At 39.5% G+C, this 24,020-nt stretch carries 26 protein-coding genes; 13 read left to right on the top strand and 13 right to left on the bottom strand.

Going from position 1 to position 24,020, the window contains the following annotated elements; genetic code table 11:
- Positions 1–105: 105 nt before the first annotated feature.
- A complete protein-coding gene (locus JAZ75_RS19650) occupies positions 106–1,272 on the bottom strand; it encodes an MFS transporter (RefSeq protein WP_208697836.1) in 1,167 nt (388 codons plus the stop codon).
- Positions 1,273–1,486: 214 nt separating this feature from the next.
- Between JAZ75_RS19650 and JAZ75_RS19645 the strand changes: the two genes are divergently transcribed.
- Entirely contained in the window at positions 1,487–2,866 is a 1,380-nt protein-coding gene (locus JAZ75_RS19645) for an arginine decarboxylase (RefSeq protein ID WP_208697834.1), read from the top strand.
- Positions 2,867–3,152: 286 nt separating this feature from the next.
- On the opposite strand, the gene JAZ75_RS19640 is transcribed toward JAZ75_RS19645, so the two are convergent.
- From JAZ75_RS19640 to JAZ75_RS19630, 3 genes are all read right to left on the bottom strand, one after another.
- Positions 3,153–4,049 (bottom strand): dihydrodipicolinate synthase family protein, encoded by an 897-nt coding sequence (locus JAZ75_RS19640; RefSeq protein WP_208697832.1) that lies wholly within the window; start codon positions 4,047–4,049, stop codon positions 3,153–3,155.
- Between the two features lie 51 nt (positions 4,050–4,100).
- Entirely contained in the window at positions 4,101–4,601 is a 501-nt protein-coding gene (locus JAZ75_RS19635; RefSeq protein ID WP_208697830.1) for a cupin domain-containing protein, read from the bottom strand.
- 210 nt (positions 4,602–4,811) lie between these two features.
- Entirely contained in the window at positions 4,812–5,045 is a 234-nt protein-coding gene (locus JAZ75_RS19630; RefSeq protein WP_208697828.1) for a thioredoxin family protein, read from the bottom strand.
- 191 nt (positions 5,046–5,236) lie between these two features.
- Here JAZ75_RS19630 and JAZ75_RS19625 point away from each other — a divergent pair, with 191 nt between their 5' ends.
- Entirely contained in the window at positions 5,237–6,655 is a 1,419-nt protein-coding gene (locus JAZ75_RS19625; RefSeq protein WP_208697826.1) for a PLP-dependent aminotransferase family protein, read from the top strand.
- Between the two features lie 25 nt (positions 6,656–6,680).
- Here JAZ75_RS19625 and JAZ75_RS19620 read toward each other — a convergent pair whose 3' ends face one another.
- Positions 6,681–7,187 carry a GNAT family N-acetyltransferase gene (locus JAZ75_RS19620; protein WP_208697825.1) on the bottom strand — a complete coding sequence of 169 codons (507 nt, stop codon included), beginning with the start codon at positions 7,185–7,187 and terminating at the stop codon, positions 6,681–6,683.
- Between the two features lie 229 nt (positions 7,188–7,416).
- Here JAZ75_RS19620 and JAZ75_RS19615 point away from each other — a divergent pair, with 229 nt between their 5' ends.
- From JAZ75_RS19615 to JAZ75_RS19605, 3 genes are all read left to right on the top strand, one after another.
- On the top strand, positions 7,417–7,662 hold the full coding sequence (locus tag JAZ75_RS19615) for a hypothetical protein (RefSeq protein ID WP_208697816.1): 246 nt from the start codon (positions 7,417–7,419) through the stop codon (positions 7,660–7,662).
- Positions 7,663–7,863: 201 nt separating this feature from the next.
- Positions 7,864–8,430: a hypothetical protein gene (locus JAZ75_RS19610; RefSeq protein ID WP_208697814.1), complete on the top strand. Its 567-nt coding sequence runs from the start codon at positions 7,864–7,866 to the stop codon at positions 8,428–8,430.
- Between the two features lie 479 nt (positions 8,431–8,909).
- On the top strand, positions 8,910–9,410 hold the full coding sequence (locus JAZ75_RS19605) for an RNA polymerase sigma factor (protein ID WP_208697812.1): 501 nt from the start codon (positions 8,910–8,912) through the stop codon (positions 9,408–9,410).
- A gap of 123 nt (positions 9,411–9,533) precedes the next feature.
- On the opposite strand, the gene JAZ75_RS19600 is transcribed toward JAZ75_RS19605, so the two are convergent.
- On the bottom strand, positions 9,534–10,079 hold the full coding sequence (locus JAZ75_RS19600; RefSeq protein ID WP_208697810.1) for a DUF4142 domain-containing protein: 546 nt from the start codon (positions 10,077–10,079) through the stop codon (positions 9,534–9,536).
- 52 nt (positions 10,080–10,131) lie between these two features.
- Positions 10,132–10,392 carry a hypothetical protein gene (locus JAZ75_RS19595; RefSeq protein ID WP_208697808.1) on the bottom strand — a complete coding sequence of 87 codons (261 nt, stop codon included), beginning with the start codon at positions 10,390–10,392 and terminating at the stop codon, positions 10,132–10,134.
- Positions 10,393–10,796: 404 nt separating this feature from the next.
- Between JAZ75_RS19595 and JAZ75_RS19590 the strand changes: the two genes are divergently transcribed.
- The 5 genes from JAZ75_RS19590 (at position 10,797) to JAZ75_RS19570 (ending at position 13,169) form a co-directional block, all read left to right on the top strand.
- Positions 10,797–11,297: an RNA polymerase sigma factor gene (locus JAZ75_RS19590; protein WP_208697806.1), complete on the top strand. Its 501-nt coding sequence runs from the start codon at positions 10,797–10,799 to the stop codon at positions 11,295–11,297.
- 131 nt (positions 11,298–11,428) lie between these two features.
- The gene (locus JAZ75_RS19585) at positions 11,429–11,659 is read left to right on the top strand and encodes a hypothetical protein (protein WP_132768070.1); all 231 of its coding nucleotides are present in this window, start codon (positions 11,429–11,431) and stop codon (positions 11,657–11,659) included.
- 143 nt (positions 11,660–11,802) lie between these two features.
- Positions 11,803–12,063 (top strand): hypothetical protein, encoded by a 261-nt coding sequence (locus tag JAZ75_RS19580; protein WP_132768068.1) that lies wholly within the window; start codon positions 11,803–11,805, stop codon positions 12,061–12,063.
- A 90-nt stretch (positions 12,064–12,153) separates the two neighbouring features.
- Positions 12,154–12,660 (top strand): pyridoxamine 5'-phosphate oxidase family protein, encoded by a 507-nt coding sequence (locus JAZ75_RS19575; protein ID WP_021190311.1) that lies wholly within the window; start codon positions 12,154–12,156, stop codon positions 12,658–12,660.
- A gap of 44 nt (positions 12,661–12,704) precedes the next feature.
- Positions 12,705–13,169 carry a hypothetical protein gene (locus tag JAZ75_RS19570; protein ID WP_208697804.1) on the top strand — a complete coding sequence of 155 codons (465 nt, stop codon included), beginning with the start codon at positions 12,705–12,707 and terminating at the stop codon, positions 13,167–13,169.
- A gap of 74 nt (positions 13,170–13,243) precedes the next feature.
- Here JAZ75_RS19570 and JAZ75_RS19565 read toward each other — a convergent pair whose 3' ends face one another.
- From JAZ75_RS19565 to JAZ75_RS19545, 5 genes are all read right to left on the bottom strand, one after another.
- The gene (locus JAZ75_RS19565) at positions 13,244–14,128 is read right to left on the bottom strand and encodes an SDR family oxidoreductase (protein WP_208697802.1); all 885 of its coding nucleotides are present in this window, start codon (positions 14,126–14,128) and stop codon (positions 13,244–13,246) included.
- A 209-nt stretch (positions 14,129–14,337) separates the two neighbouring features.
- Entirely contained in the window at positions 14,338–14,502 is a 165-nt protein-coding gene (locus JAZ75_RS19560; protein WP_165905828.1) for a hypothetical protein, read from the bottom strand.
- Positions 14,503–14,513: 11 nt separating this feature from the next.
- A complete protein-coding gene (locus JAZ75_RS19555) occupies positions 14,514–14,735 on the bottom strand; it encodes a hypothetical protein (protein ID WP_132768062.1) in 222 nt (73 codons plus the stop codon).
- Between the two features lie 150 nt (positions 14,736–14,885).
- Positions 14,886–15,542, bottom strand: coding sequence for a response regulator (locus JAZ75_RS19550; RefSeq protein WP_021190107.1), 657 nt, complete (start codon positions 15,540–15,542; stop codon positions 14,886–14,888).
- 2 nt (positions 15,543–15,544) lie between these two features.
- Positions 15,545–16,159 (bottom strand): hypothetical protein, encoded by a 615-nt coding sequence (locus tag JAZ75_RS19545; RefSeq protein ID WP_208697800.1) that lies wholly within the window; start codon positions 16,157–16,159, stop codon positions 15,545–15,547.
- A 367-nt stretch (positions 16,160–16,526) separates the two neighbouring features.
- Here JAZ75_RS19545 and JAZ75_RS19540 point away from each other — a divergent pair, with 367 nt between their 5' ends.
- A complete protein-coding gene (locus tag JAZ75_RS19540) occupies positions 16,527–18,707 on the top strand; it encodes an ATP-binding protein (protein ID WP_208697798.1) in 2,181 nt (726 codons plus the stop codon).
- Between the two features lie 8 nt (positions 18,708–18,715).
- On the opposite strand, the gene JAZ75_RS19535 is transcribed toward JAZ75_RS19540, so the two are convergent.
- The gene (locus JAZ75_RS19535) at positions 18,716–19,216 is read right to left on the bottom strand and encodes a CinA family protein (RefSeq protein ID WP_259192885.1); all 501 of its coding nucleotides are present in this window, start codon (positions 19,214–19,216) and stop codon (positions 18,716–18,718) included.
- Positions 19,217–19,888: 672 nt separating this feature from the next.
- On the opposite strand from JAZ75_RS19535, the gene JAZ75_RS19530 reads away from it, so the two are divergent.
- Positions 19,889–22,150 (top strand): bifunctional alpha,alpha-trehalose-phosphate synthase (UDP-forming)/trehalose-phosphatase, encoded by a 2,262-nt coding sequence (locus JAZ75_RS19530; RefSeq protein WP_208697796.1) that lies wholly within the window; start codon positions 19,889–19,891, stop codon positions 22,148–22,150.
- Positions 22,128–23,921, top strand: coding sequence for a glycoside hydrolase family 15 protein (locus tag JAZ75_RS19525; protein WP_208697794.1), 1,794 nt, complete (start codon positions 22,128–22,130; stop codon positions 23,919–23,921). The genes JAZ75_RS19530 and JAZ75_RS19525 overlap by 23 nt, the downstream gene beginning before the upstream one ends.
- The last annotated feature ends 99 nt before the right edge of the window (positions 23,922–24,020 follow it).

Here is a 24,020-nt window from a genome sequence, read left to right as displayed (position 1 = left end):
ATCAGCAAACTTTTCGGACCTGTTGTATTGGAATCGATCTTTTAAATAAAACAACCCCTCAAATTATCTCTGAAGGGTTGCCTTGTGTAACAGATACACCGTATTTTAAAGTTTATTTTTACTCGATAACCAAACAATCCCTAAAGCTATAGCACTCCAGATCAGCATTTGCGAGAGTGCAAAATCCCACCCTCCTAACGACCAGCTTAGTAGACCGAAGAAGGTACCTGTTCCGGCACCTATGAAATAAGTGGTCATATACACCGTATTCAGGCGGCTATGCGCTTGTTCATCCAACGAATAGATCCGGGTAAAATTTGTAATCTGAGTGGCCTGGACACCGATGTCCAGGAAAAATATGGCAATGATCAAAACCCAGATCGAATGTGGGAAAAACCACATCACCAAAATGCTCAAGAACAACATCCCTACGGTAAGATATAAGTTTTTAAACACTTGGCCTTTATCCGCCATTTTCCCAAAATAAGGTGCAACTAGCGCACCTCCTATTGCAATCAGACCAAATAGGCCAATGGTAGATGCAGGATAATGAAATGGCTCTTCACTCAGATGAAAGGTTAACGTAGTCCAAAAAGAGCAAAACACCCCAAAAGTGAAAGATCCCAGTAAAGAAGCCTGTCGAAGTATTTTATACTGCCCAATCAGTGAAATCGTTGATTTCAGTAAGCCAAAGTAACTTCCCTTAAATTTAGCAGGCATCTCGGGTAAAAGGAAAAAAAGTAATAAACTGCTTATGGATACCAAAATTGCTGAACAGAGGAATACACTTTGCCACCCCCATAGATCAGTCAAAGCCCCGCTCAATAAGCGTGAACCCAAAATTCCACATAGGATGCCACTAAATACAATACCGACATTTTTACCCCGGTTTTCTTTCCCCAAAGCTGCCGACATAGGAAGGATAATCTGTGCAGGTGTAGAACAAACACCGATAATAAAACTAAGGACAAGCAATAACGTAAAATTAGTAGTATTCGCAAGTAATAGAAGCATCACGATAAGAGTGAGACAAATGCTTAAAATCAGTTTTTTACGATTTAATTTATCACCTAAGGGTAGTAAGAAAAACATCCCTAATCCGTAACCCAGCTGAGCAAGCACCGCAATTTTACCCACGGCATTTTCAGATTTCCCTAAGCTTTCAGCAATATTCCTTAAAATAGGCTGACTATAATAGACATTAGCAACAATAGTTCCTGCTGAAAAAGACATGACAGGAATAATCCATTTATTCTGTTTGTTTATTGACATTTTAAATTATATAACAGCAGGCAAACTTAAGGAGCTTAATTGGAAAAAACATAAACATTTGGAAATATTTTTGACACATTGAGTTAAAAAAGAGATTCGGCGGCAACATAAAAAACAAACCCTAGAAAGTACTATTTATTATACATTTATTACCTTAAGTGACGCTTAGATTTGTGATATATTCGCATTATTTTTTAAAAACAGGTATTTGTGAATGAAAGAAAAACTATTGATCCATCAGGAGGTTAATCTGCCTAATGCATTCGATATAAAAGATTTTAAATTATTTTATAGAGACATAGATCTATTCAGACTATCCAAGAAACAGGGTACGCCTTTACGATTCACCTATCTTCCTTCCATTCTGGAGAAGATCGATGAAATGAAGTCAAATTTTAATAAGGCCATTAGAAAAACATCTTACCAGGGCACTTATACGTACTATTACTGTACAAAGAGTTCACATTTCCAGCATATCATCAAAAAAGCCTTGCAAGCGGATATCGGTATTGAGATTTCATCCGCTTACGATATTGATTTAATACAGTCGCTTATTCAAGATGGGTATGTGAAAAAGGGAACTAAAATTATATGCAATGGTTATAAGACTTCCGATTATCAACGGGGCATTATGTCGCTGATCAAACAGAACCACTGTGCAGTTACCCCGATGGTCGATAGTCCTAGCGAGTTGATCTATTATTGCAACAACATAAACAGCAATACAAGCCTCAATGTCGGTATTAGAGTCAATCTTAGTTTTTTAAGCGCTTATCCCAAAGAATCCAGATTTGGGTTATCTCCGGAAGATATTATCACCTGCTATCAGTGCGATATTAAACATAACCAGCAGATTACCTTGACCACTTTGCATTTTTTTAATGAAAATGGACTGTCTTCTGATGATCAATATTGGGACGTTCTCGAAGCGATCGTTCGCTTCTATTGCCAATTAAAAAGATTAAATCCTCATTTAACGACACTCGACATCGGCGGAGGTATGCCTTTTCAGAGTACTGCAAATGAAAATTTTGACATTCCATATTTAGTGAGACGTATCGTTTCAACGATTTTAGGTATCTGTCAGCAAGAGTGTGTGCCAGAACCCGATATCGTGACCGAATTTGGTAAATACACCGTCGCTGAAGCAACCACAACTATTTTCAAAATACAGGAGAAAAAACAGGGTGAAAAGATAAATTGGGGGATTATTGACGGTTCATTTATTACCCATCTCCCGGATACATGGGCCATACAGCAAGAATATCCGGTATTTGCCGTGAATAATCTCCAGGAAGAAAATAGACCTTTTATCCTAGGGGGCTTAACATGCGATAGTGCAGATGTCTATCCGAATGTCAAGGAACATAAAACCGTTATGCTGCCTCACTCAGATCAGGAACAGTTTGTCGCATTTATGCATACAGGCGCATATCAGGAAGCATTAAGTGGATTCGGAGGTGTCAATCATTGCTTGATTCCATCTCCAAAACATATTATTATTGATCAGGGCGACAACGATGAACTTGAATTTACAACATTTTCAGAAAAACAGACGAGCGATCAGCTCCTGCAAATTTTAGGATATTGCTAATTGATAAAACAAAAAAAAGCACGGGCAATACGATTAAGTATGAAATAGGAAGCTACCTGCTGCAAGTTGAAAGCATAAGCGAGGAAAGTGTGGGCATAGGACTGCACTTTCTTTGTTTTTTGTAAAAATGTACGTATAGATGATAGACCAGAACAGGAATAAACCCAGGTTTTCGAGACCGGTGCTTTTAAAACCGGTCTTTTCTATCCTGGGTTACCAAACTACTACACTGAAAATATATTATACTGCACGCATCATTCAAGTGAAATTTCAAGAAACACAAGCATTATGCTTCCACACCTGCATGCAAACCCGTTAAAATCGAATTTAATGTGGCAATCTCACTTTCGGCGAGCGGCATTAAAGGACGTCGCAGTTCGCCACCTTCAAAACCAAGTAAGTTAAGACCTGATTTAATTGATCGTGGCAAGCCTTTATCGACGATGAAACGCAACAGGTCAACCTGCTTATAAAAGATTTCCTGCGCTTTTTGAAAATCATTTTCTAGAACCGCCTCATACAAGCTCATATTCAGTTCGGGTATTAGATTAGGTGCCGCAGTGCACCAGCCCTGTGCTCCGGCTGCAAATGCACCGAGTGCCAGTGGATTGGATCCATTGAAAAACGCCACATCGTCACCCAGTTCGTTTTTAAGGATATGCATCCGCTGAATATCGCCGCTGCTTTCTTTGATCATCGTCACATTGGGAATCTTGAGAAGCTTTTTAAGCAAGCCGGTCGACATATCGACCCCACTGGTAGCAGGATTATTATACGCCATAATGGGTATCGATATTTTAGAAGCAACGGCATCGTAATGTGCGACAATCTCATCATCCGTTAGCTTCCAATAGCTCATCGGAATAATCATGACGCCCGTCGCTCCTGCTTTTTCAGCAAATTGCGCATGATAAATAGTTTTATCCGTGGTAAGATTTGACACCCCAACCAGCGTGGGTACTCGTCCTGCTACTTGCTGTATGGTCGCTTCAGTTATCGATTCTTTTTCCTCATCGTTCAGATAAGGTAATACACCTGTGCTACCGAGAGGAGCAATTCCGTGCGATCCGCAAGTCACAAGCCTTTCCACCTGCGTCTTAAACAAAGGGATGTCTACGCGCTCATGATAGTCAAATGGCGTCACAGGATAAGCAATGATTCCTTTAAAAGGTACTTTATTCATAATAATATGCTTTTAAAAATGCGTCTCCAATTGTAGAGACGCAGTTAATAATTAAAAATCACGACCTTCCTCTTCACGAAGGGCTACTCCAAGATTCTGTAATTGCGGCGCATTTTCGCATGCAATATATTTTGCAGGCGCAGTGTCGCTAAGGTTCTGATGTTGATGCCATGCCCAAGATGGGATATAAACAGCATCTCCGGCCTCCCAATCAATGCGTTCATCTTCAACAAGCGTCCAGCCCTTGCCTTCAAGAACATATAGAATAGTCTCGTAAGTGTGACGGTGGCGATGTGTTTTTTGCCCAGGTAATAGACCGCCGATAGTCATACTGACATTTTTACTCGGTAGATCAACAAAAAACACCGGATGTTTTCTTTCTTCCGAAAACGTATTATGCACGCCGGCATTTTCAACATTCTTGTGAATCGCATGCGAAGGTTTTACATAAGTTGGTCTTGCGAAAGTCTGATGAAAATCTTTCGAGCTAAATTGCTTCTGCTCCTCGTGAATGGATTTTCTTACTTCTGATACTTTTTCTAATTTTGACATCGCTTATTAAGTTTTGTTATGTGCACTATTGCATCACAAATGTAGATGCAATCTGGATGGTATAACTGGTTCAGTTTAGACAAAGACTCCTGGTCCAGATGAGCATTATGAGTTGTAGCTTCTTTACAGGCACCCCTTTAGATTCAAAATCAAGCACATCAAAATGGTCTGGGGATTAATTTAATAAACCCCAAACCATTCCCTGCCCTTTTAGCGGCTAACATCTGCAAGCGATGCTCCGAAATTAATGTGCAGCACATTTCCATTCGGTGTCACCAAAGCTGGTACCGATTTGACACCTGCGTTTTCTGCTTCCTCGATTCGCTGACGATCTTCACCCAGGTGAACAACTTCAACATTGTGCTCACCGACAAGACTAATAATATCGTGCTCAGCACTGACACATACCGGACAACCTGCGTGATAAAAAATTGATTTTGACATGCTAATTAAATTAAAGTTTCGGGCAATATTACCGGCTCAAATATAGGGAGCATCCCTAATCGAATCATTTGGACCAGTAGCTATTATCAATTCTGGACTAGCTGCTTCACCAACCAGCAAAACATTATATACCAATAGAATTGTATCTTTGAACCATGTAAGTTGTTTATCCGATCAAAATAACACGTTCGATGCTAAGACCCTGGAAAATTGAAATATACATTGATTACAATGCGACGAAAGCAGTGTATTTACAAATTGCAGATGCCCTAATTACAGCGATTCAATTAGGGAGATTGAAGAGTGGCGAAGCGCTGCCAGGAAGCAGGACCCTGGCGCAACGGTTAAATGTCAACAGAAATACCGTAGTAGAAGCATTGCAAGTTTTGCTCAATGAAGAATGGATCATTTCAAAAGAACGAAAAGGTACATTTGTCGCAGAAAACTTACCTACCCAGCAGCAGCAAAAGCACGCTGATCATACCAAATCAGCAGAAAAATATGTGAATAACATTGCCCGGATCAATTTTGATGACGGCTATCCCGACAGTAAAATTGCCCCGGTTGCTGAACTCGCAATGGCCTATCGGCAGATATTTAACCGCAATGCACGTTGGCAGATGATGGGGTACGGAAGTGAATTTGGCGATCCAGCATTTATTGATGCCCTCGTGCAGATGCTCAATCATCAGCGGGGTATGAAGATCAACAAAGAATCGCTCTGTATCTCACGGGGAAGCCAAATGGCCATGTACCTGGTATCCCAATGTTTATTTAAAACTGGTGATTATATTATGGTGGAAGATCCCGGCTATAAACCGGCATGGAAGGTATTTGAACATGCCGGCGCGACACTTTTGCCTGTAAGTGTCGATGGTGAAGGATTAATCATCAGTCAAGTTATCAAGTACTTACAAAACAACAACAGAATAAAAGCGGTCTATATTACACCTCACCATCAATATCCAACAACGGTCACATTAAGTTTACAACGTAGAACAGAGCTTGTCAGATTAGCAAACGAATACAATTTTACGATCATTGAAGACGATTACGATAATGAATTTCATTATGGCTACCGTCCCCTATTGCCATTGTCAAGTTTAACGGAACTCAACAATTATGTCTATATAGGAACAATGAGTAAAGTAGTTGCACCAGCATTACGAATAGGTTACTTAGTGAGTAGCGATAGCACATTAGTGCAGAAAGTGGGTGCCTTACGTAAGATTATTGATGTGCAGGGTGATGGAATAATGGAGAAAGCTGTGTTGCAGCTGATCAGTGATGGCACCTTAAAAAGGCATATTAAAAAAGCGACAAACCATTACAAAAACAAGAGAGATAGAATGGCCGCTCTTTTGCGAAAACATCTTTCTGGAAAGGTCACGTATAACATCCCTGATGGTGGTTTGGCCTTCTGGTTGATCCCTAACAAGGAAGTCAATTGGGAGGAAATAGCACAAAAGCTCTTCACAATAGGAATAAAATTTATCACTCCGGACCATTATAGTTTTGATCACACAACCAATGGTTTAAGAATAGGATTTGGTTCACCTACTGAAAAAGAATTTGAAGAAGGCATCATTGAATTAGGGAAACTGCTCTAAGTCAGATCCCTGTTCAAGCGAGCTATTATCTATTGGCCAACTCGTATTCAATCTCGTCATTGCGATCTGCGATCTTTATAAAGTTTAAGCGTTCTAACAGCTTGATAGCCTGCAAATTACCCCTAGTGGTTACAGCCCATATACGCCTTAATGCGAGTTTATTTTTCCCAAATGCAACTGTCAGTCGCATCGCATGAGACATGTATCCTTTTCCACGGAATGCGGATAACAAGACACAACCCAGCTCCCCTTCCCCGTTTTCAAGCCCCCGATAATAACCACAGGTACCGACCACTTGTCCGCTAAGCCGATCAATTATACACCAGTGAAATGAATTTCCATTCAGGAGATCTTGATCAATCTTTGCCTGCATAGCCATTGCCATAGTTACATCCGAAGCCTGGATGCCATCATAAAAAGAAATAGGGACAAGAGCTGGAATATCCGCTGCTCCAACTTTTCTCAACAGGATCCTTTCATCCGAAAGCTCCGGATAGTTATCGTTTCCAATAGATGAAGTGGTTATCGTCATAAAATACTATTATTTTCATTTTCATCATGCTAAAAGAATCATCAAATTATTCGAATCTAATCATATAGCATAGCCCTAGCCATCTTTAAGCTACCCAAGATAAGAAGAAATAGACCACATCACCTGTTTTTATTTTTACTGCAGCTATTTTTTTACTTTTTTAAGGATGCAGTAACACAACAATTTAGCCATGTTATTTGTTATTGAAGTATAGAGCTAATTAAGCATCATGATGATGAATCTACAAGAAAACGCAACGAATAAAAGACTAGGTCTTATTATTGCAACAATTTTGGGAAATGCGAATCAATCTTTCGCAAATGAAAACACAGCAGCATTACAAAACAGAGGTCCCGAGGATGACGACGAACTGGAGGAAGATGAAGAACTCTATGATGACGATTTCGAGGAACCCGATCCTTTAGAAGAAATACCTGATGAGGATGAACTTGAACAGGAAGATGACTTCCTTTAAAAAATTGCCTTTATTGTGCTGGTATTGAGCACATGTACATAAAAAAGAATGCAAGATGACCTTGCATTCTTTTTTTTATGCCATTACCTTTTTCTCGCAAATCACCTGCGTACTTCTCCAATATTTCAGGTATTTAACGAACCAACTATTTCATTCTGAAAGCTGTTCTTCTTACAAATCACTTCATAAAAAATTAGAACTATGGACTTAAATAAAACAACAGCAACAAAAAGACTAGGTCTTATTATTGCAGCAATTCTTACCAATACCGACCCGAATAGATCTGCTAACAATGAAAACGATCTTCGAGAGCAAAAGCAGGCAGAAAATCCATCCTCCAATCCTGATCCGGAGTTAGAGGATCCAAATTTTGTACCGGACGAAGCAGATGATCAAGATTCAGGACTGAATGAAGACGCTTTAGAGGATGAGGATCGTGATGATTTAATTGACCCCATCGATCCATTAAATCAGCGTCCTGATGAAAGTGACATTGATCCCGATGATGAAGATCCGTTGGAACTTCCTGAGCAAGATGAAGATGAACTGGAAGAAATAGAACCTGACGATGAGTTGCCGGTTGAGGAAAAAGATGATCTTGGACAAGATACACCGAGCGAATTTCCGGAAGAAGACCAAGATGAATTTTTGGAAGAAAGAGATTTCTCCGATCAAAATAATAATGAAAATAAAGACTTCGATCATAATGATCAGGATCTGGAAGCAGAAGGGCTTGAAACGGAAGATAATCGAGGCAATTTCTTATAATCGCTAAATCAGTCGATGATCAAGGTGCTATCCTGATAAATGTCAATCCGATCGATGAAAACTTTAAGTACACATTTTTTACCATGTAGGTTGTCATATCCATATGTCCTGATCTACATGGTAAAATCGAATCACAAGCTATATAAATGTACAACCGACGACCATATATGCCTAACCAGCTAGTCGGTAGAACCAAAGGTCAATACCACAAGAGAGATCGCTCTTGACCCACACGGAGAGACTCTGCCTTTTACAAGTATTAAATACCTTTTCTATAAATCTGACCTATTTCTTACAAAGTTCTTAAAATGGATGATATCTAGGTAAAAATGCCAACCATCCCCTTTTTTATCAGAAGACACTTCTTGCACTTTATACGTATTATTACATCTCACACCCTTTACCTTACTTATTATCAAACTATTATCTTAAATTTAACGTTATATAAGGATCAAGTTGGTGTTAAGAAGGAGGTCCAGATGGGAAATGTAAATTTAAATGTCTTTTTCCAGGAAAAAAGACAATTACTAAGTCATTTTGCAAGTCAATTTACATCAGATTATGACGAAAAAGAAGATCTGATACAAGAAACGTATTTAAGGGCATTAAAATCCATCCATGATTTTATCAATGATCCGAAATTAGTGACGTGGCTCTATGTCATCATGAAAAATGTTTACATCAATCAATATCGCAAAGAAAAGCGAAAAAATGTGATCTATGATTACTTTTTACACGCTGATTCCAGTGCATATATAAGTACTAATTTATCAGAGAACAAAATGATTAACGAAGATATCCAAAAAGCAATTGATAGCCTATCCACCGAAAATGCAGAGATTTTCCGTTTGCATTTAGATGGTTATAAGTATCATGAAATTGCGGAACTGCTTCAAGTTCCAGAAGGCACCATCAAGTCACGCATTCATATGACGCGTAAAGCGCTGCAACAAAAGTTGAAGATGTATGATGATGCATAAGATTGGGTAAATAAAGAGGGAAAAACCTTTTGCCAAAAAAATCACGTTAAAGAAAGCATATATACCTTCATAACGTGATCTAAACATGACTTAAGCTTATTATATATTTAATTCTTTTCTTCACTATCCCCCCTTAGTATAGGGCGGAATAGTCGAAGCTGTTTCAGTTGCTCCATTTGCCACTAATACACGTGCTTGATCCAAGTGTGCTTTAAGAGAAGGTAAGGTACCAATGATCCAGTTTTTAAGACCGACATCTTTGATCTGCTCATTGCTGCTTGCTTTTTCAAATAAATCGATCGCCTGCTGATGGGAGGCAATCGCCTCATCTTTAAAAGCTTGATCGAAGCTGGTACTGTCACTCCCTTTTACCATATCCCACTTCTTTTGATGATCGGCATCCAGGCCATCCGTCAATGTGAAGCCAAGTGTACTTGACATCTTTTGCAAATCGCCGATTAATTTTTGATGGTCATCGATCAACATGCTTGCATAATTTTTAACCGCATCATTATTCGATCTCTCACTGGCCAGTTTAGCAATAGCAATTTCATATCGATTGGACATATAAGCTTTCGTTATAAATTCCTGTTCAGCATTTTGCTGTTTAAAGGCTAACAGGGCAATAATTCCTAGAAATATACCCCATAATTTTAAATTTCTGATCATGATTTTAATATGAATGTTAGTGATTTATCTTCATCTATAGTAAGAATATACCTTATGCATTTTTATTATACTGCTGATCGTGTCCCTGAGTTTTCACGATCTTATTGTAAATTCCAAACAGCAGAAACGGTGCTACCCATTGCCCGACAAATAGTGCACTATGTTTGTGCCCGACACATTTTAAAGCCGCTGCGCCGATCATGGCCGTGATGGCTGCACATAAGAATACTTTTGAAGGCAACTGAGCGGTTTTTTCCTCGATCTCCTTGGTCATCTCTCCTTCTTGAAGGTTTTTGTTTTCTAAATTTTCCATCTTACTCCTTTTTTGATTAAGTAATACGTTATGATCTCTTAAATAAAGAATCAATCCGAACAGGTAAAAGTTCAATTCATATTACTTTAAGGGTATTTCACACCGACACAACAGGTGTTTCCACCTATAAATTACTGATTTTATGTGTTATACCGCGTATGTGGTAAATGCGCAATCGCTTTGAACAAACACCCCTTTCACTATGGATACGATCGGGCAGGGAAAATCTTTAATTGTTAAAAATATGATCTATGGCAGAAATGATGCAGATTTTGACCGTACGGATCACACTGGTACTTATACCTAGCCCCATAAAACCATTAGCTATACCGTCGTAAAGGCCTAAACTTTTAATGCCAAATGACCGTTAAATTAGTAACACTTTTAAATTAATGGAGGAAAATATGGAACATGCAAATTTAAATGTCTTATTCCAGGAAAAAAGACAACAACTGAATCATTTCGCTAGCCAATTTACCAATGATTACGATGAAAAAGAGGATTTGGTACAGGAAACGTTTATTCGGGCGTTAAAATCAGTTCATAATTTCATCAATGATCCAAAATTAATGACCTGGTTGTATGTGATTATGAAAAATATCTATATCAACCAGTATAGAAGAGAAAAACGTAAGCATTTAATCTATGAAGAATATATCCATACAGACTATTTCAATACCGTATCAAAAAATTTAAATGAAGACAAAATGATACAGGATGATATCCAAAAAGCGCTGGCAAGCGTATCGGCCGATAATGCAGAAATATTTAAGCATTATCTCGATGGTTATAAATATCACGAGATTGCCGAAGCTTTTAACCTACCGGAAGGAACAGTTAAATCACGCATTCACCAGACGAGAAAGACTTTGCAACAGAAACTCAAGATGTATCAGCTATCCTGATTCCACGGCATTGCAGTGGAAACAGCTTCATTAAAAAATCATCACAATAATTGATCACCTCACTGATGTGGGCGATCGATCAAAATAGATGAACAAACTAGATCATAATTTTTTAACATAACAATTCAATCATGAACATGACGTCCCTAATTTTAGGAGCTTTTATAAGCCTGGCTATGGTCACAGGATGTGGCAATGCCAATAATGATAATAAAGACGCTGATAAAAAGTATTCAGACACGATCGATGACCAGGGAAATCCCATTTATCCAGATAGCGTCAATCAGGACTCCACCACGGTCAATTACCGGGATACAACTTCCAATATACCAAGTGGTACAGTCCCTCCTACTTCAAAATAGGATGATTACTGAAGATGAAACAGGTTCATTAGAACAACTGGATATACAATCAAAAAAATGTGTTTTTAAGTTTAAAACAAACTTTTACCCCTCACCGGTTGTTTTATTAATGAAGCGCAATAGTTAACAAAAAAGATTCAATCATGGAAAACTCACAATTAAAAGAAGAATTTGAACAAGTCAACGAAAGCAGTGGCACTTCCCCACATCGTTACGGTAAAGAAGCTTTTAGAAAAGAGAAAAAAGCAAAATGTAATAAGAATCTCTTCTGGTTAGGCGGAGCAATTGTAGCCCTAGCGATATGGAAATACTGCGAATCAAATCATAAAAAAAGTGGATTGCTAGCCATGTTGGATGGCGGTAAAAGTTCTTGCCCGACCGACTTATTAAAATCCAGAAGATAACAAGTTCGAGATCAATCTGTATCTCCTTATTGCTAGTTATCGCAAAAGGTATCCATACATCATTTTAAACAAACATTTAAGGCCATTAACATGAGTCAAGAGAATATTATAAACAGAGAAGAAGCTCGACAAAAAATCAAAGAGCTTGCCGAAGGCATCAATTATTGTTTTTTCTGTACCGATCTGAAACAGCCACCATTCGAATCCACTCCAATGAGTGTTCAAGAAGTGGATGACCAGGGCAATATCTGGTTTCTTGCATCAAAAGAAAGCGATAAATACAAAAATATTAATCAGGACAAACAAGTACAGCTGTATTTTTCAGATCCTTCTTCCATGGAGTACCTCGCTTTATACGGAAGTGCGGAAGCCGTCGATGATCAGCAAAGAATTGACAAATACTGGAACAAATTTGTAGAAGGTTGGTTTGAAAAAGGCCGTGAAGACCCCAATATCATTTTATTTAAGATCGTTCCTGAAAAGGCACATTACTGGGACACCAAACATCATAAACTTGTTTCCTATGCCGTCACACTGATTAATGCCATAGGTGGCGATCTGGGTGATCAAGGAAGAGAAGGTGACATCCTGGTATAACTGGTCGTATTAAAAAAGTAGAAATTCACAAAAACACATATATTATGAGAAAAGTAGCATTATTGACAATGGCGTTATCTGCCGCTACGCTATACGCATGTAACAACACACCACAGGAAAAAGCAGAAAAAGCAATGGAGCAGACAGAAGAGAAAGCAATGGATGCTGCCACTGATGCTGAAAAAGCTTCTGATAAAGCAGCGAATATTGATATGGAAAAAACAGTCTATGCCAATATGGCCGCGGCAAATGCAGCGGTAGCTAAAATTGCGATGCCTGCATTATCAAATAGTAAAGCAAAAGAATTGGCTTCAGATTTAGGTAAGTCAATTGTAGATCGCATCAATGCGAAAACAAACGATGATATTGTTGAAGCCGAAAAAGATATCATTGAGGACAGAACTGATGTGGAGAAAGCATTCTTAGAAAAGAAAATCTCTGCTCAGGATAAAGATCATATTTTAAAATATGGTGATGACTGTCTAGCTGCCGCACGCGGAGCTGTGTAGTCTTCCGGTCAAATAAAAAAAAGCTAGCATTTTATAAATGCTAGCTTTTTTTGTGTGTTTCCAAATGCATCATACTAGATGGTCACACGTCCGCCGGTAGCCGGTATTGTCGCTCCCGAAATATAAGAAGCTGCGGCTGACGCTAAAAATACATAAATAGGTGCCAGCTCTGCAGGCTGACCAGGTCGGCCGATCGGTGTATTGGCTCCAAATTTTTCATGATCAGGAATGGTGCTCGGAATCAATGGTGTCCACACCGGCCCGGGTGCAACAGCATTGACCCGGATATCTGAACCGTCCTCAAAAAATTGCTGGGCAAGGCTTGCGGTATAATTTTGGATCGCCGCTTTTGTCGCTGCGTAAGGCAACAAAGATGGATTAGGATCATAAGCATTGACAGAAGTCGTATTGATCACACTCCCACCTTTGGGAAGATGTGGCTTGGCATGTTTGGTCAGATAAAACATCCCGCTCACATTTGTTTCAAATGTTTTATTCCATTCTTCGGCAGAGATATCGGTCACAGACTGATAACTCATCTGATAGGCCGCATTGTTAATTAAAATATCCAGTCTTCCAAATTCCTTGATCGTATGCTTAATAGCGGACGCACAAAAAGATTCTTCCCGTATATCTCCTTGAATCAGTAGTGCTTTTCTTCCAGCCTTTTCAATCCAGCTCGCTGTATCTGCAGCATCTTCACTTTCGACCTCATCCAGATAGATAATTGCAATATCAGCACCTTCCCTTGCCATGGCGATGGCAACCGCCTTACCGATACCTGAATCTCCGCCGGTGATTAAGCAGACCTGCCCGGTTAGCAGATTATTTCCAATATATGATTTCTCTCCATGGTCGGGCACGGGATCCATTTTCTTGGATACGCCCGGCACAGGCTGATCCTGTTTCCTAAATGGTGGTTGCGGATACGCAGGATGTTTTGATGTCGTAACTTTCATAAGAATAATTTTTAGTGAACTTATTAATCCTCCAATACAAGAGATCAAATCAGGTAGTAAAACTTCTTATATTGGGTTATAAGAATGGTATGAAGCGCGTGCTAAAAGCAAGCATTCCACAATCAACACTGTGTTTACCTGATTTTCGGGTTGGCGCTAACAACCTAAAAATTTAAAACAATGCCGATGTGGAATGCTTGATGTCAAAATTATCGTTGCCACATATAAAGGAAGACAATGATCATGACAATTACTGCAATCCAAATTGCCCATGGGATCGTTTTGGCAGCAGGTTTATCACCCTGTTCTTCATGTGCTTCCTTTGGGACTTCTTCCTCTGAGAAATTAGTCTTGTTATCAAAATTGTTTTCCATGATTTCTTAAGTTATTTAATAGAATCACTTTTTGTGGAATCTATTTTAATCGTATCGCCCTGCAAAGTCATTTCCTGCTGTTCGCTTAAATTGTAACGTGTTTCATCACCTGCAGAGGGAGCAATTGTACTACTATTACCTTCACTGTTGTTACTTTTTGAGTCATTCTGACATGAACCCATTATACCTAAAACTATAATTCCCGATAATGCCGCTAATTTGAAGTTTTTCATAGTGTTATAAATTGATGTATACATAAATAACGACTGTATCAGGGTGATTGTTTGCTCAATATCACGATATACGCATTAAAACAAAGAAGCACAGGTATTAATACCTGTGCTCCCTTTCATTTATTGTTATTGTTAACCTTCTTTGTTCCATTATTGCATTAAACCTGTTCTAATCGCATATTTGATCAGCGCAGCGGTATTTTTCACACCGGTTTTTTCCAGTAAATTTTGTCTATGCCCTTCGACAGTACGTTTGCTTAAAAATAGTTTATCAGCGATCTGCATATTCGTAAATCCCTCACCAATGAGCTCCAGTACTTCCATCTCTCTTTCCGAAAGCCCCATCTTCTCCATGATCTGTTCAATGTTTAAGAAAGCAGTTGGTGACTTCTGTAAAGTATCGAGCATGATACCTCCAATCTCTTCACAGATAAACTGTCCACCATTGGCAACATGTCTAATGGCATATAGCATTTCCTCGTATCCTACATTTTTGACGAGATAGCCATTCGCACCATTCTTAAAAGCTTGCAGTACATGCTGTAAACTATTCAACATGGAGAGAACAATTATTTTTACGGACGGGTACTGCGATTTCACTTTCAATATGAGTTCCAGCCCATCCATATCTGCCATATTAATATCGGTTATCAGAACATCTGGAATATTCCCTTTGCTCATGATTTCCAATACCTCATTACCATTCGTTCCCTGATCAATAACTTCCAGATCAGATTGCGATTCCAATAATAGTTTCACTCCATTGAGGACAACTAGATGATCTTCAGCTATAACAATTTTAACCATATTTAATTTAGTTTTACAATAACTACTATCTTATTCTCTTGATTGTCACTTGCAAATGTTAGTGATCCTTCAAGCAGATTAACGCGGTTTTGCAGTTTTTTAATTTTTTTACTATTGCTTTGTTTAAGTTTATCTATATAATTATTGTTAAGTCCATATACTTCAAGATATAAATCATGCTCATCGGCATATAGATGAATCCCTAAAAACGGTAGTTCATCTGTTACAATTGCCGAGACAACATACCTGACCATATGAAAGATGAGCAACTGACAGCTAAAATCCAAGTCGTTCACTTGCTTATCCACAGCAATATCGTTATTTGGATTGCTAACCAGAAAATGATCTTCCAAGGCTCTTTTCAATCCAAAGTCACGTAAAACACCATTTAACAAAATGTTTGATAAATGCTGTACTTTACTGATCGTGTCGGTGACCATATTTTTGGTATTATCCAACTCAACCGAGTTACCATGCTCCATCGCATAGCGTTGCAAATTCAAGCGTATTGCATATAGATCCTGGGCAATATTTTCCCTCAGAACCTGTCCATACTTCAAATTCCGCTTCTCATATTCCTTGATTACTATTTTATAAAATTCCTCCCGTTTGTTCATACTCTGATGTCATGAAATAAGGTTATTTGCATAACACTTAAAGTTGCAGATAGCTTTAAGCAAAGATCGCACCGTTACTACAAAAATTTATACTTAATTACAATACGTATATATACGCTGAAAACGATTACTCCTATTTAGGTGGCCTAAGGTATTCATTTTCAATAAGCAGTGAAACCACTTGTTCAGACAAAAAAATAATAAAAAATTGATTAAAATAAAAAAAAGACTTTTTCCTATTTTAATCCTTATATTTAGAAAGCATTTAATTTTTTTTTAAGAATTAATAATTCGAGACTGTATCCACCGTTGGAAGTGATTTACTTTTTTTATTAAATTTATACCATGCTCCAGCACAATTAATAAAATGGAAAACAACGTGCCCTTACCCATTAATTTTATTCAACAATTTGGTAGCCTTATTGTTCTTGATTTTGATTTTCAAATCACCGGAGTAAGCGAGAATGTTCTTCATACGGTCAATCAAACAGAACATAGTCTTATTTTAGGATCTAAATTTGATGTCTATTTTGCTGATCTATTTGGAAAACATTTTGTAAAAATATGTCAGGTATTGGAAAATATACGGGATAAGAAATATCCGAGACAGATCTTGCCTCTCAAATTACCCCATAAAAGAGTCTATCTAAAATTAAGCTTACACGATGATCATTTGTTCATCGAATGGGAGGAGCAGTATAAAAAATATACTTCGGCAAAAAAAATAAATGAGTTTAGTTTCCTTTTAGACACCATAAAACCCAACAACTGGGATCTGGTCTGCCACGCTATTAACCGGATCCTTCATTATGACCATGTATTTGTCGTTCAGGTGCAGGAAACAGGTTATAGCCAGGTTATTGCAGAAGACACCTTAGACGGGAAAGCATATTACCGGAATATGGAATTCTCGAAAAGCTTTATGCCGAAAGAGGTTTTCCCCTATTACAGCATGTGTTCATACCGCTACAGTCCCAATCTACAGGATAACAAGCAACAGTTCTATTCCATTGATCCAAAGATCAATCTACTGGAGAGTCAGTTGGCCCCAGTTCCAGAACTGCACCGGCTTTTTCTATCGGAAAAGGAAGTTACAAGTGCCCTGTTTTTTTCTATACATGTAGATGGACAGTTTTGGGGACTTTTAATAGGACATCATCACAAAGAAAAGAATATCGATCTGCAGCAGCGAAAGCTCTGTACTTTTATGATCCAAAATGCCACCAGTAAATACGAAAACTACATCAATCAGGATCTGCTGGAACGAGGTAAACTGTTGAAAGACGCTGAAGTCAATCTGAAAATTGATTTATTAAAATACAAGACGGCCAATTGTGCCCTTGTGCAACATATGGGTACCATCATGGACATGGTCAATGCAGACGGTCTGGCCATATTTAATCAGGGTGATGTTTATTTTCACGGGATCTGCCCGAATAAAGCACAGCTATATGAGATCATAACCTTTATTCAGTCCCATTCCGAAAAAGCGTTATTTAAGGATAACAATTTTAGAGAAAGCCATGGGGAAAAGATTAAAGGACAATTACCTTTTGCAGGACTTATGTACCTTAAGATAGGGCTTTTGAGTGATCAGGTCCTGATTTGGTTCCGAAAAGAAACCGTGAGCAATGTAATGGAGATGCATGTCACTCCCCAAACAGATGGCAACGATGGGATTAAACAGATAGACCTCACTGAAAGTGTTAATTACGATATCGCTACCCCTTGGAACGATGTCGAAATCAGTTTTGTACTACGCCTAAATCAAATTTTAAAGGAATCCATTGTTGGAAAATTAAAAGACAAGCAACAATGGAGTGAACAGCTGTTAGCACTCAACAATGAATTGGAGATGTTAACCTTTACACTTTCCCACGATTTGAAAAATCCATTATCCATTCTCAAAATGGGGATCCAATTTTTACAGAACAGTAAACAGTCTCTCAACCCTGCAGCACTGCAAAAATGGTACAGCAACCTGATCGCCAGCACGGAAAGTATTGAAAGTATCATCAACAATGTCGTGTTACTTTCCCAACGTAAAACCGGAACCTTCACGAAAGATCCGATTCCGATGGCATACACATTGGATCAGATCTATAAAGAAAGTATTATCCTGCACAATCCCGCTTTAGCAACGGTTGATTACGGTAAATTGCTTCCGGTATGGGGTGAGAAAAGTGCTTTGTATCAGATCTTCAGTAACATCATCGGCAATGCGATCAAGTACAGTCCTGGCACCGCCGGCGTAAAGCTTCACATTGACAGCTATTTTGAAGATGAGCAGGTCTGTTATAAGATAAAAGATCAGGGTATCGGTATTCCCAAAGAAAACCTGCACAGCATATTTGAGATTTTTAAAAGGGGAAAAAATGTGGATCACATCGAAGGAACAGGTGTTGGTCTTTCCTTAGTGAAGCGTATTATGGAAAGATTAGGGGGAACCATCAAAATAGATTCTGAAGAAGAAAAAGGAACGACCGTTTACCTCTACTTCCCTATTGTTGAAGAATTCCCAGCCAGTATGCTTTTAGATGATCTGTAAAAAAATTGCTAATCATCCAGATCAAGGGTGAACCGGTACAGTTCATGGATAATATGGTTGACTGCGGTGATATAAATCTGGGCAGCATCGCAGTCTACACAGTGCAGTGTTTTTCGCATATGGATACCACTAAAGCATATGGCTATAAAGATATCGCCCACCTCAGCTTGATGTTCAGTGGATGAATCCGGAAAAGCCATCCCGGTTATCGCCACATAAACATCGGCCTCCACTAATTTTTTAAGCCCCTCCAGCATTTCAAACGTGACTTCCGATGACTCTGGAGTAAAGTATGAAATGCTATGTTCATCTACCTGCAACAACGACTTTTTGACACTTGTCGCATAACTCGTCACTCCTCCTAAGAAATAAGATCCAGAGTCCGTCTGCATACTCAGCACACTGCCGAGAAAACCACCCGTCATACTTTCTCCTATAAAGACCTTGAGCTGGTTATCTTTTAAAAACTGACCAACTTTGTCTAATGTTGTCGTATCAATATATTCCATCATATATTTTTATTGTTAGTGGTACTAAGTGAAATCTTTAACTACAAACAACCACCGATCATTAAAAGTTCATTTTTATCATTTCCGCATAGGATAATAATTCATTTACTAGTAGACAGCCTCGTTATCTTAACGGGTATAAATACCCAATTTTAACATGTATTTCCCAAACGATAAAATCTATTTTGTCCTCACCTCGATTATAAACAGCATTTATTCGTCAGACTAGGCGCTAATGTGCTGTGAAGCAAGCCCTATACTAAAATAGCGCATGATCTAGGTATAAATACCTGGTGGCACAACCACCTCTTTTTTACCGCTTCAAGAGGCTTTTTTGGCTGGAAATTCGCTTGTATATGGCTGTAATTTACTGCTATCCATTTTCGGCACGACTCAAGTTGCATCGGGTAACGGTAAACGACAGCACATCATAATTTATAAATACAGCAATTATAATCACGATGCAAAATACAGATGACACGCTTCCAAGCCCAAGGCTACTTCAACACAACCACTGGGCATTAAACGCACAGCATAACGCAAAAGTAGGCAGTAGTCCAGGCTATGTACATGAAAATTAAAACCCATTTTAGAACAAAAACTTAGTCAATATCGAGCCCGTTAACAACAGATGGCCATCTGTAAAGAGACCATCAAAAATTAGAGAAAAACATGTATAAGAAAAGAACAATTATCGTTTCCAATAGATTACCCATACGCATTGAACGTAAAAACAACGAACTGCAGTTTATCCCGAGCGAGGGCGGTCTGGCCACAGGCTTAGGTTCGGTTTACAAAAGCGATGAGAACATATGGATTGGTTGGCCCGGAATTATTCCCTTAAACACACAAGAAGAAGAAATCATAACCCAGGGACTGGCTGAACACAACCTTATTCCGGTCTTTTTAACCGAAGAGGAACTAAAAGGTTATTATGAAGGATTTTCGAATGAGGTCTTATGGCCGGTTTTTCATTACAGACCTTCCTATGCGGTGTACCGTACACCAGATTGGGAAATGTACCAAAAAGTGAATGCAAAATTTTCAGCAGTAGTCGACCAGCAAAATGTACAGGAAAAAGATGAAGTCTGGATCCATGATTATCAGCTGATGCTGCTCCCACAACTGGTTCGTCAATCGCATCCTACCATTGCAATCGGCTTCTTCCAGCATATTCCTTTTCCAAATGATGAAGTTTTTAGAAGTATCCCGTGGCGCAATGAATTACTCAAAGGACTACTGGGAGCAGATCTTATCGGTTTCCACACCTTTAATGATACACAGCATTTCCTAAACTCCTGTGCCCATATTCTTGGTCTCAATGTACAGAACAATTGTCTGCATACCGATGGGCGCAGTATATTTACCGAAGTCTATCCAATGGGTATCGATTTTGATAAATTCTCACAGTTGTCCAATAGCGAACCGATCCAGACCCGTGCACAGGCAATAAAAGATTATTATAAAGATCAGAAAATAATACTCAGCATCGATCGTCTTGATTACAGCAAAGGCATCATTGAACGTTTAGTGGCATATGAAAATCTCTTGGTTAAATACCCGGAATTAAAAGAACAAGTCGTGCTCTACATGATTGTCGTTCCTTCACGTGATCATGTCGCTCAATATAAACAGTTACTAGACGAAATTGACCGTACTGTTGGCCATATCAATGCTGTATTTGGCAGTAACGAATGGACACCTATCGCCTATTTCTACAATTCATTTCCATTGGAGGAATTATCGGCCTTGTACGTGGCAGCAGATATCTGCCTGATCACTTCGTTACGTGACGGTATGAACTTGGTGTGTAAAGAATATATTGCCAGTAAGGAGAATACCGATGGTGTGCTGATCTTAAGCGAACTGGCAGGCGCGGCAAAAGAATTGACACAGGCCATCCATATTAATCCCAATGCAACAGATCAGGTGACCGAAGCCATTTATGCGGCATTGCATATGCCGGTTGCTGAACAGCGCATGCGCCTCAACGACAGCATTGAAATCGTCAAAAAATTTAATGTCAGACACTGGGTGCGTCTATTTTTCAACAGGCTCCGCGAAATCAAGCTATTCCAGCAGAATGAAATGGCCCGAAGAATCAATGAGCAGACTAAGCTAGCGATCCTCGATCAATATAACCGCGCCACCAGAAGACTCTTTTTTCTGGATTACGACGGTACACTTATTGGCTTCCAAAATGACGCGGCCGCTGCGATACCTACAGAATCGTTATACAACACACTCAATCTATTGCAGGAAAACGATGCCAGTCAAGTCGTCATTATCAGTGGAAGACCGCATGAAACGCTCGATACCTGGTTTGCCAATGAAGAATATTTTCTGGTAGCAGAACATGGCGCATGGAGCAATTATCCGACCCACAAATGGCAAAGCGGTGCGATCTTATCTACCCGATGGAAAATTCCTGTCAAACATATCATGACCAAATTTGCCAATAACACTGCTGGTTGTGTTATTGAAGAAAAGTCATATTCTTTAGCTTGGCATTACCGTAAAGCACAGCCCGGATTAGGACAGCTTCGCGCGCTGGAACTGGTGGAGAGCTTACGTTACTTAGTGCAGCAACATGGCCTGCAGCTGCTGATGGGCGATAAAGTGATCGAAGTTAAAAATAGCGAACTCAATAAAGGGAAAGCAGCTATGGAAATCGTGAACAGCTATAATCCGGATTTCATCTTTGCAATCGGCGATGATGCGACCGACGAAGATATGTTTTTAGAGCTACCTGCCGATGCGATTACCATCAAAGTGGGCAATAAAAAGTCCGCAGCGCAGTTTTATGTAGATACACAGCAGGAAGCTGTACAGCTCATCGAGTACTTTGCTTATAATAGAAAAAATCAAAAACTGATCAGTCAATCAGAATCTGAAATTAAAATAGAAACTTATGACCAAAACACCGAAGCATAAATACAACAGCGGCATCATTGGAAATTGCTCCTATATTGCGCATGTCAATATCACCGGCAATATTACCTGGTTATGCTGGCCCACATTTGAAGATTCATTTGTGTTCGGTAGTTTATTGGACCAGGAGAATGGCGGAGAATTTTCGATCCTGCCGACTTCCGAAATTACAAACACCGATCAGCAATATATCGAAAACACCAATATTCTATGTACGACGTTGACCACTGCTGAAGGCAGTTACCGGATCACCGATTTTGCACCGCGTTTTGAGCAGTACGAACGCTATTACAAACCGTTGATGCTGGTGCGTAAAGTAGAACCGCTCACCGGTAGACCAAAGATCCGTGTGCGCTGTACACCCAAATATCAATACGGAAAACAGGGATTCACGAAAAACCGAGGCAGCAACCATATCCAATTTGAGCAAGAAGACATCAAAATGCGCTTGGCCACCAATATGCCGGTCAGCCATTTTTTCGATGATATTCCACATGTGCTGAGCAGTACGGTTTATCTGGTCATGACATTCGGGAGCCCATTTGAGGCTCCGATTGAACGTACCGCAGAAGATTTTTTAAGCAGAACCAAAGGTTATTGGCAACGTTGGGTAAAAAATGCCTCTATACCTTCCTTCTGCCAGAAAGAAGTGATCCGTTCTGCACTCGTGCTCAAGCTGCATCAATATGAAGATACAGGTGCTTTGATCGCGGCCAGTACGACAAGTCTTCCCGAACATCCGGGAAGTGGCCGTAACTGGGATTATCGCTACTGCTGGTTGCGGGACAGCTACTATGTACTGACTGCCCTGAGCCACATCGGGCAATTTGAAGAAATGGAGAAATATGCCTCTTACATTGCCAACATTACACAGACCGATCGCGGACGGCTGCAACCGCTCTACGGGATCATGGGGCAGCATCAGCTGACAGAAACCACACTTGACCATCTGGAAGGTTACTTAGGGAATAAGCCCGTGCGTTTAGGGAACCAGGCTTTTGAGCACATTCAGAATGATGTCTACGGACAGGCACTGCTTGCCCTGTTGCCGATGTTTACCGACCACCGCTTCAGTCATCAGAATACCGGTTTGGCCAAATCCTGGACCAACTATATTCTGAAGAAAATTGAAAGCACCATCGATGAGTTCGATGCGGGGATCTGGGAATTCCGGAATTTTGAAAACAGACACTGCTATTCCAATCTGTTTCAGTGGGCCGGTGCGACAGCAGCTTTAAAAATTGCCGAACAGTACGGTTTTGAGGAAATCAAAATTAAGGCACAAGAATTACGGGAACGCGCCAGTGTGCATATTGAAAGCTGCTACGATGAAGAGCGCGGTGTGTACACAACGGCTACGAAAAACCCCAATTTAGATGCTTCTACCCTACAGCTGATCATGATGAACTATCTAGATCCCGCTAGTGATAAAGCAAAACGTCACCTCGAAGCTTTGGAAGAAGAGCTGAAAGGAGAAAATGGGCTGTTTTACCGTTATCTGCATAAAGACGATTTTGGAAAACCGAAATCAACATTTCTGGTATGCGCCTTCTGGTATGTGGAAGCACTGGCCTGTGTGGGTAGATTAGAAGAAGCGCAACAGGTATTCAAGCAGTTGATCGGTTACGGCAATCACCTTAAATTATTCAGTGAGGATGTCGATGAGCAAGACGGTAGTCAATGGGGCAATTTCCCGCAGGCTTACAGTCATGTGGGACTGGTCAATGCAGCAAACCGCATAGCGGTTAAATTGGATCACCCTGCATTCTTGTAATCTCACTGATTGTCAATAAATTTGGAATAATAGAACAGAGACAATGCTTGAGTTCTATTATTCCAATTTATACTATCAAACAACTTATTGCAAGTTACA

The organism is Sphingobacterium sp. UDSM-2020 (assembly GCF_016132525.1).
In the GTDB taxonomy this organism is placed as follows: Bacteria; Bacteroidota; Bacteroidia; order Sphingobacteriales; family Sphingobacteriaceae; genus Sphingobacterium; species Sphingobacterium anhuiense.
This window is presented reverse-complemented; position numbering and strand designations above follow the sequence as displayed.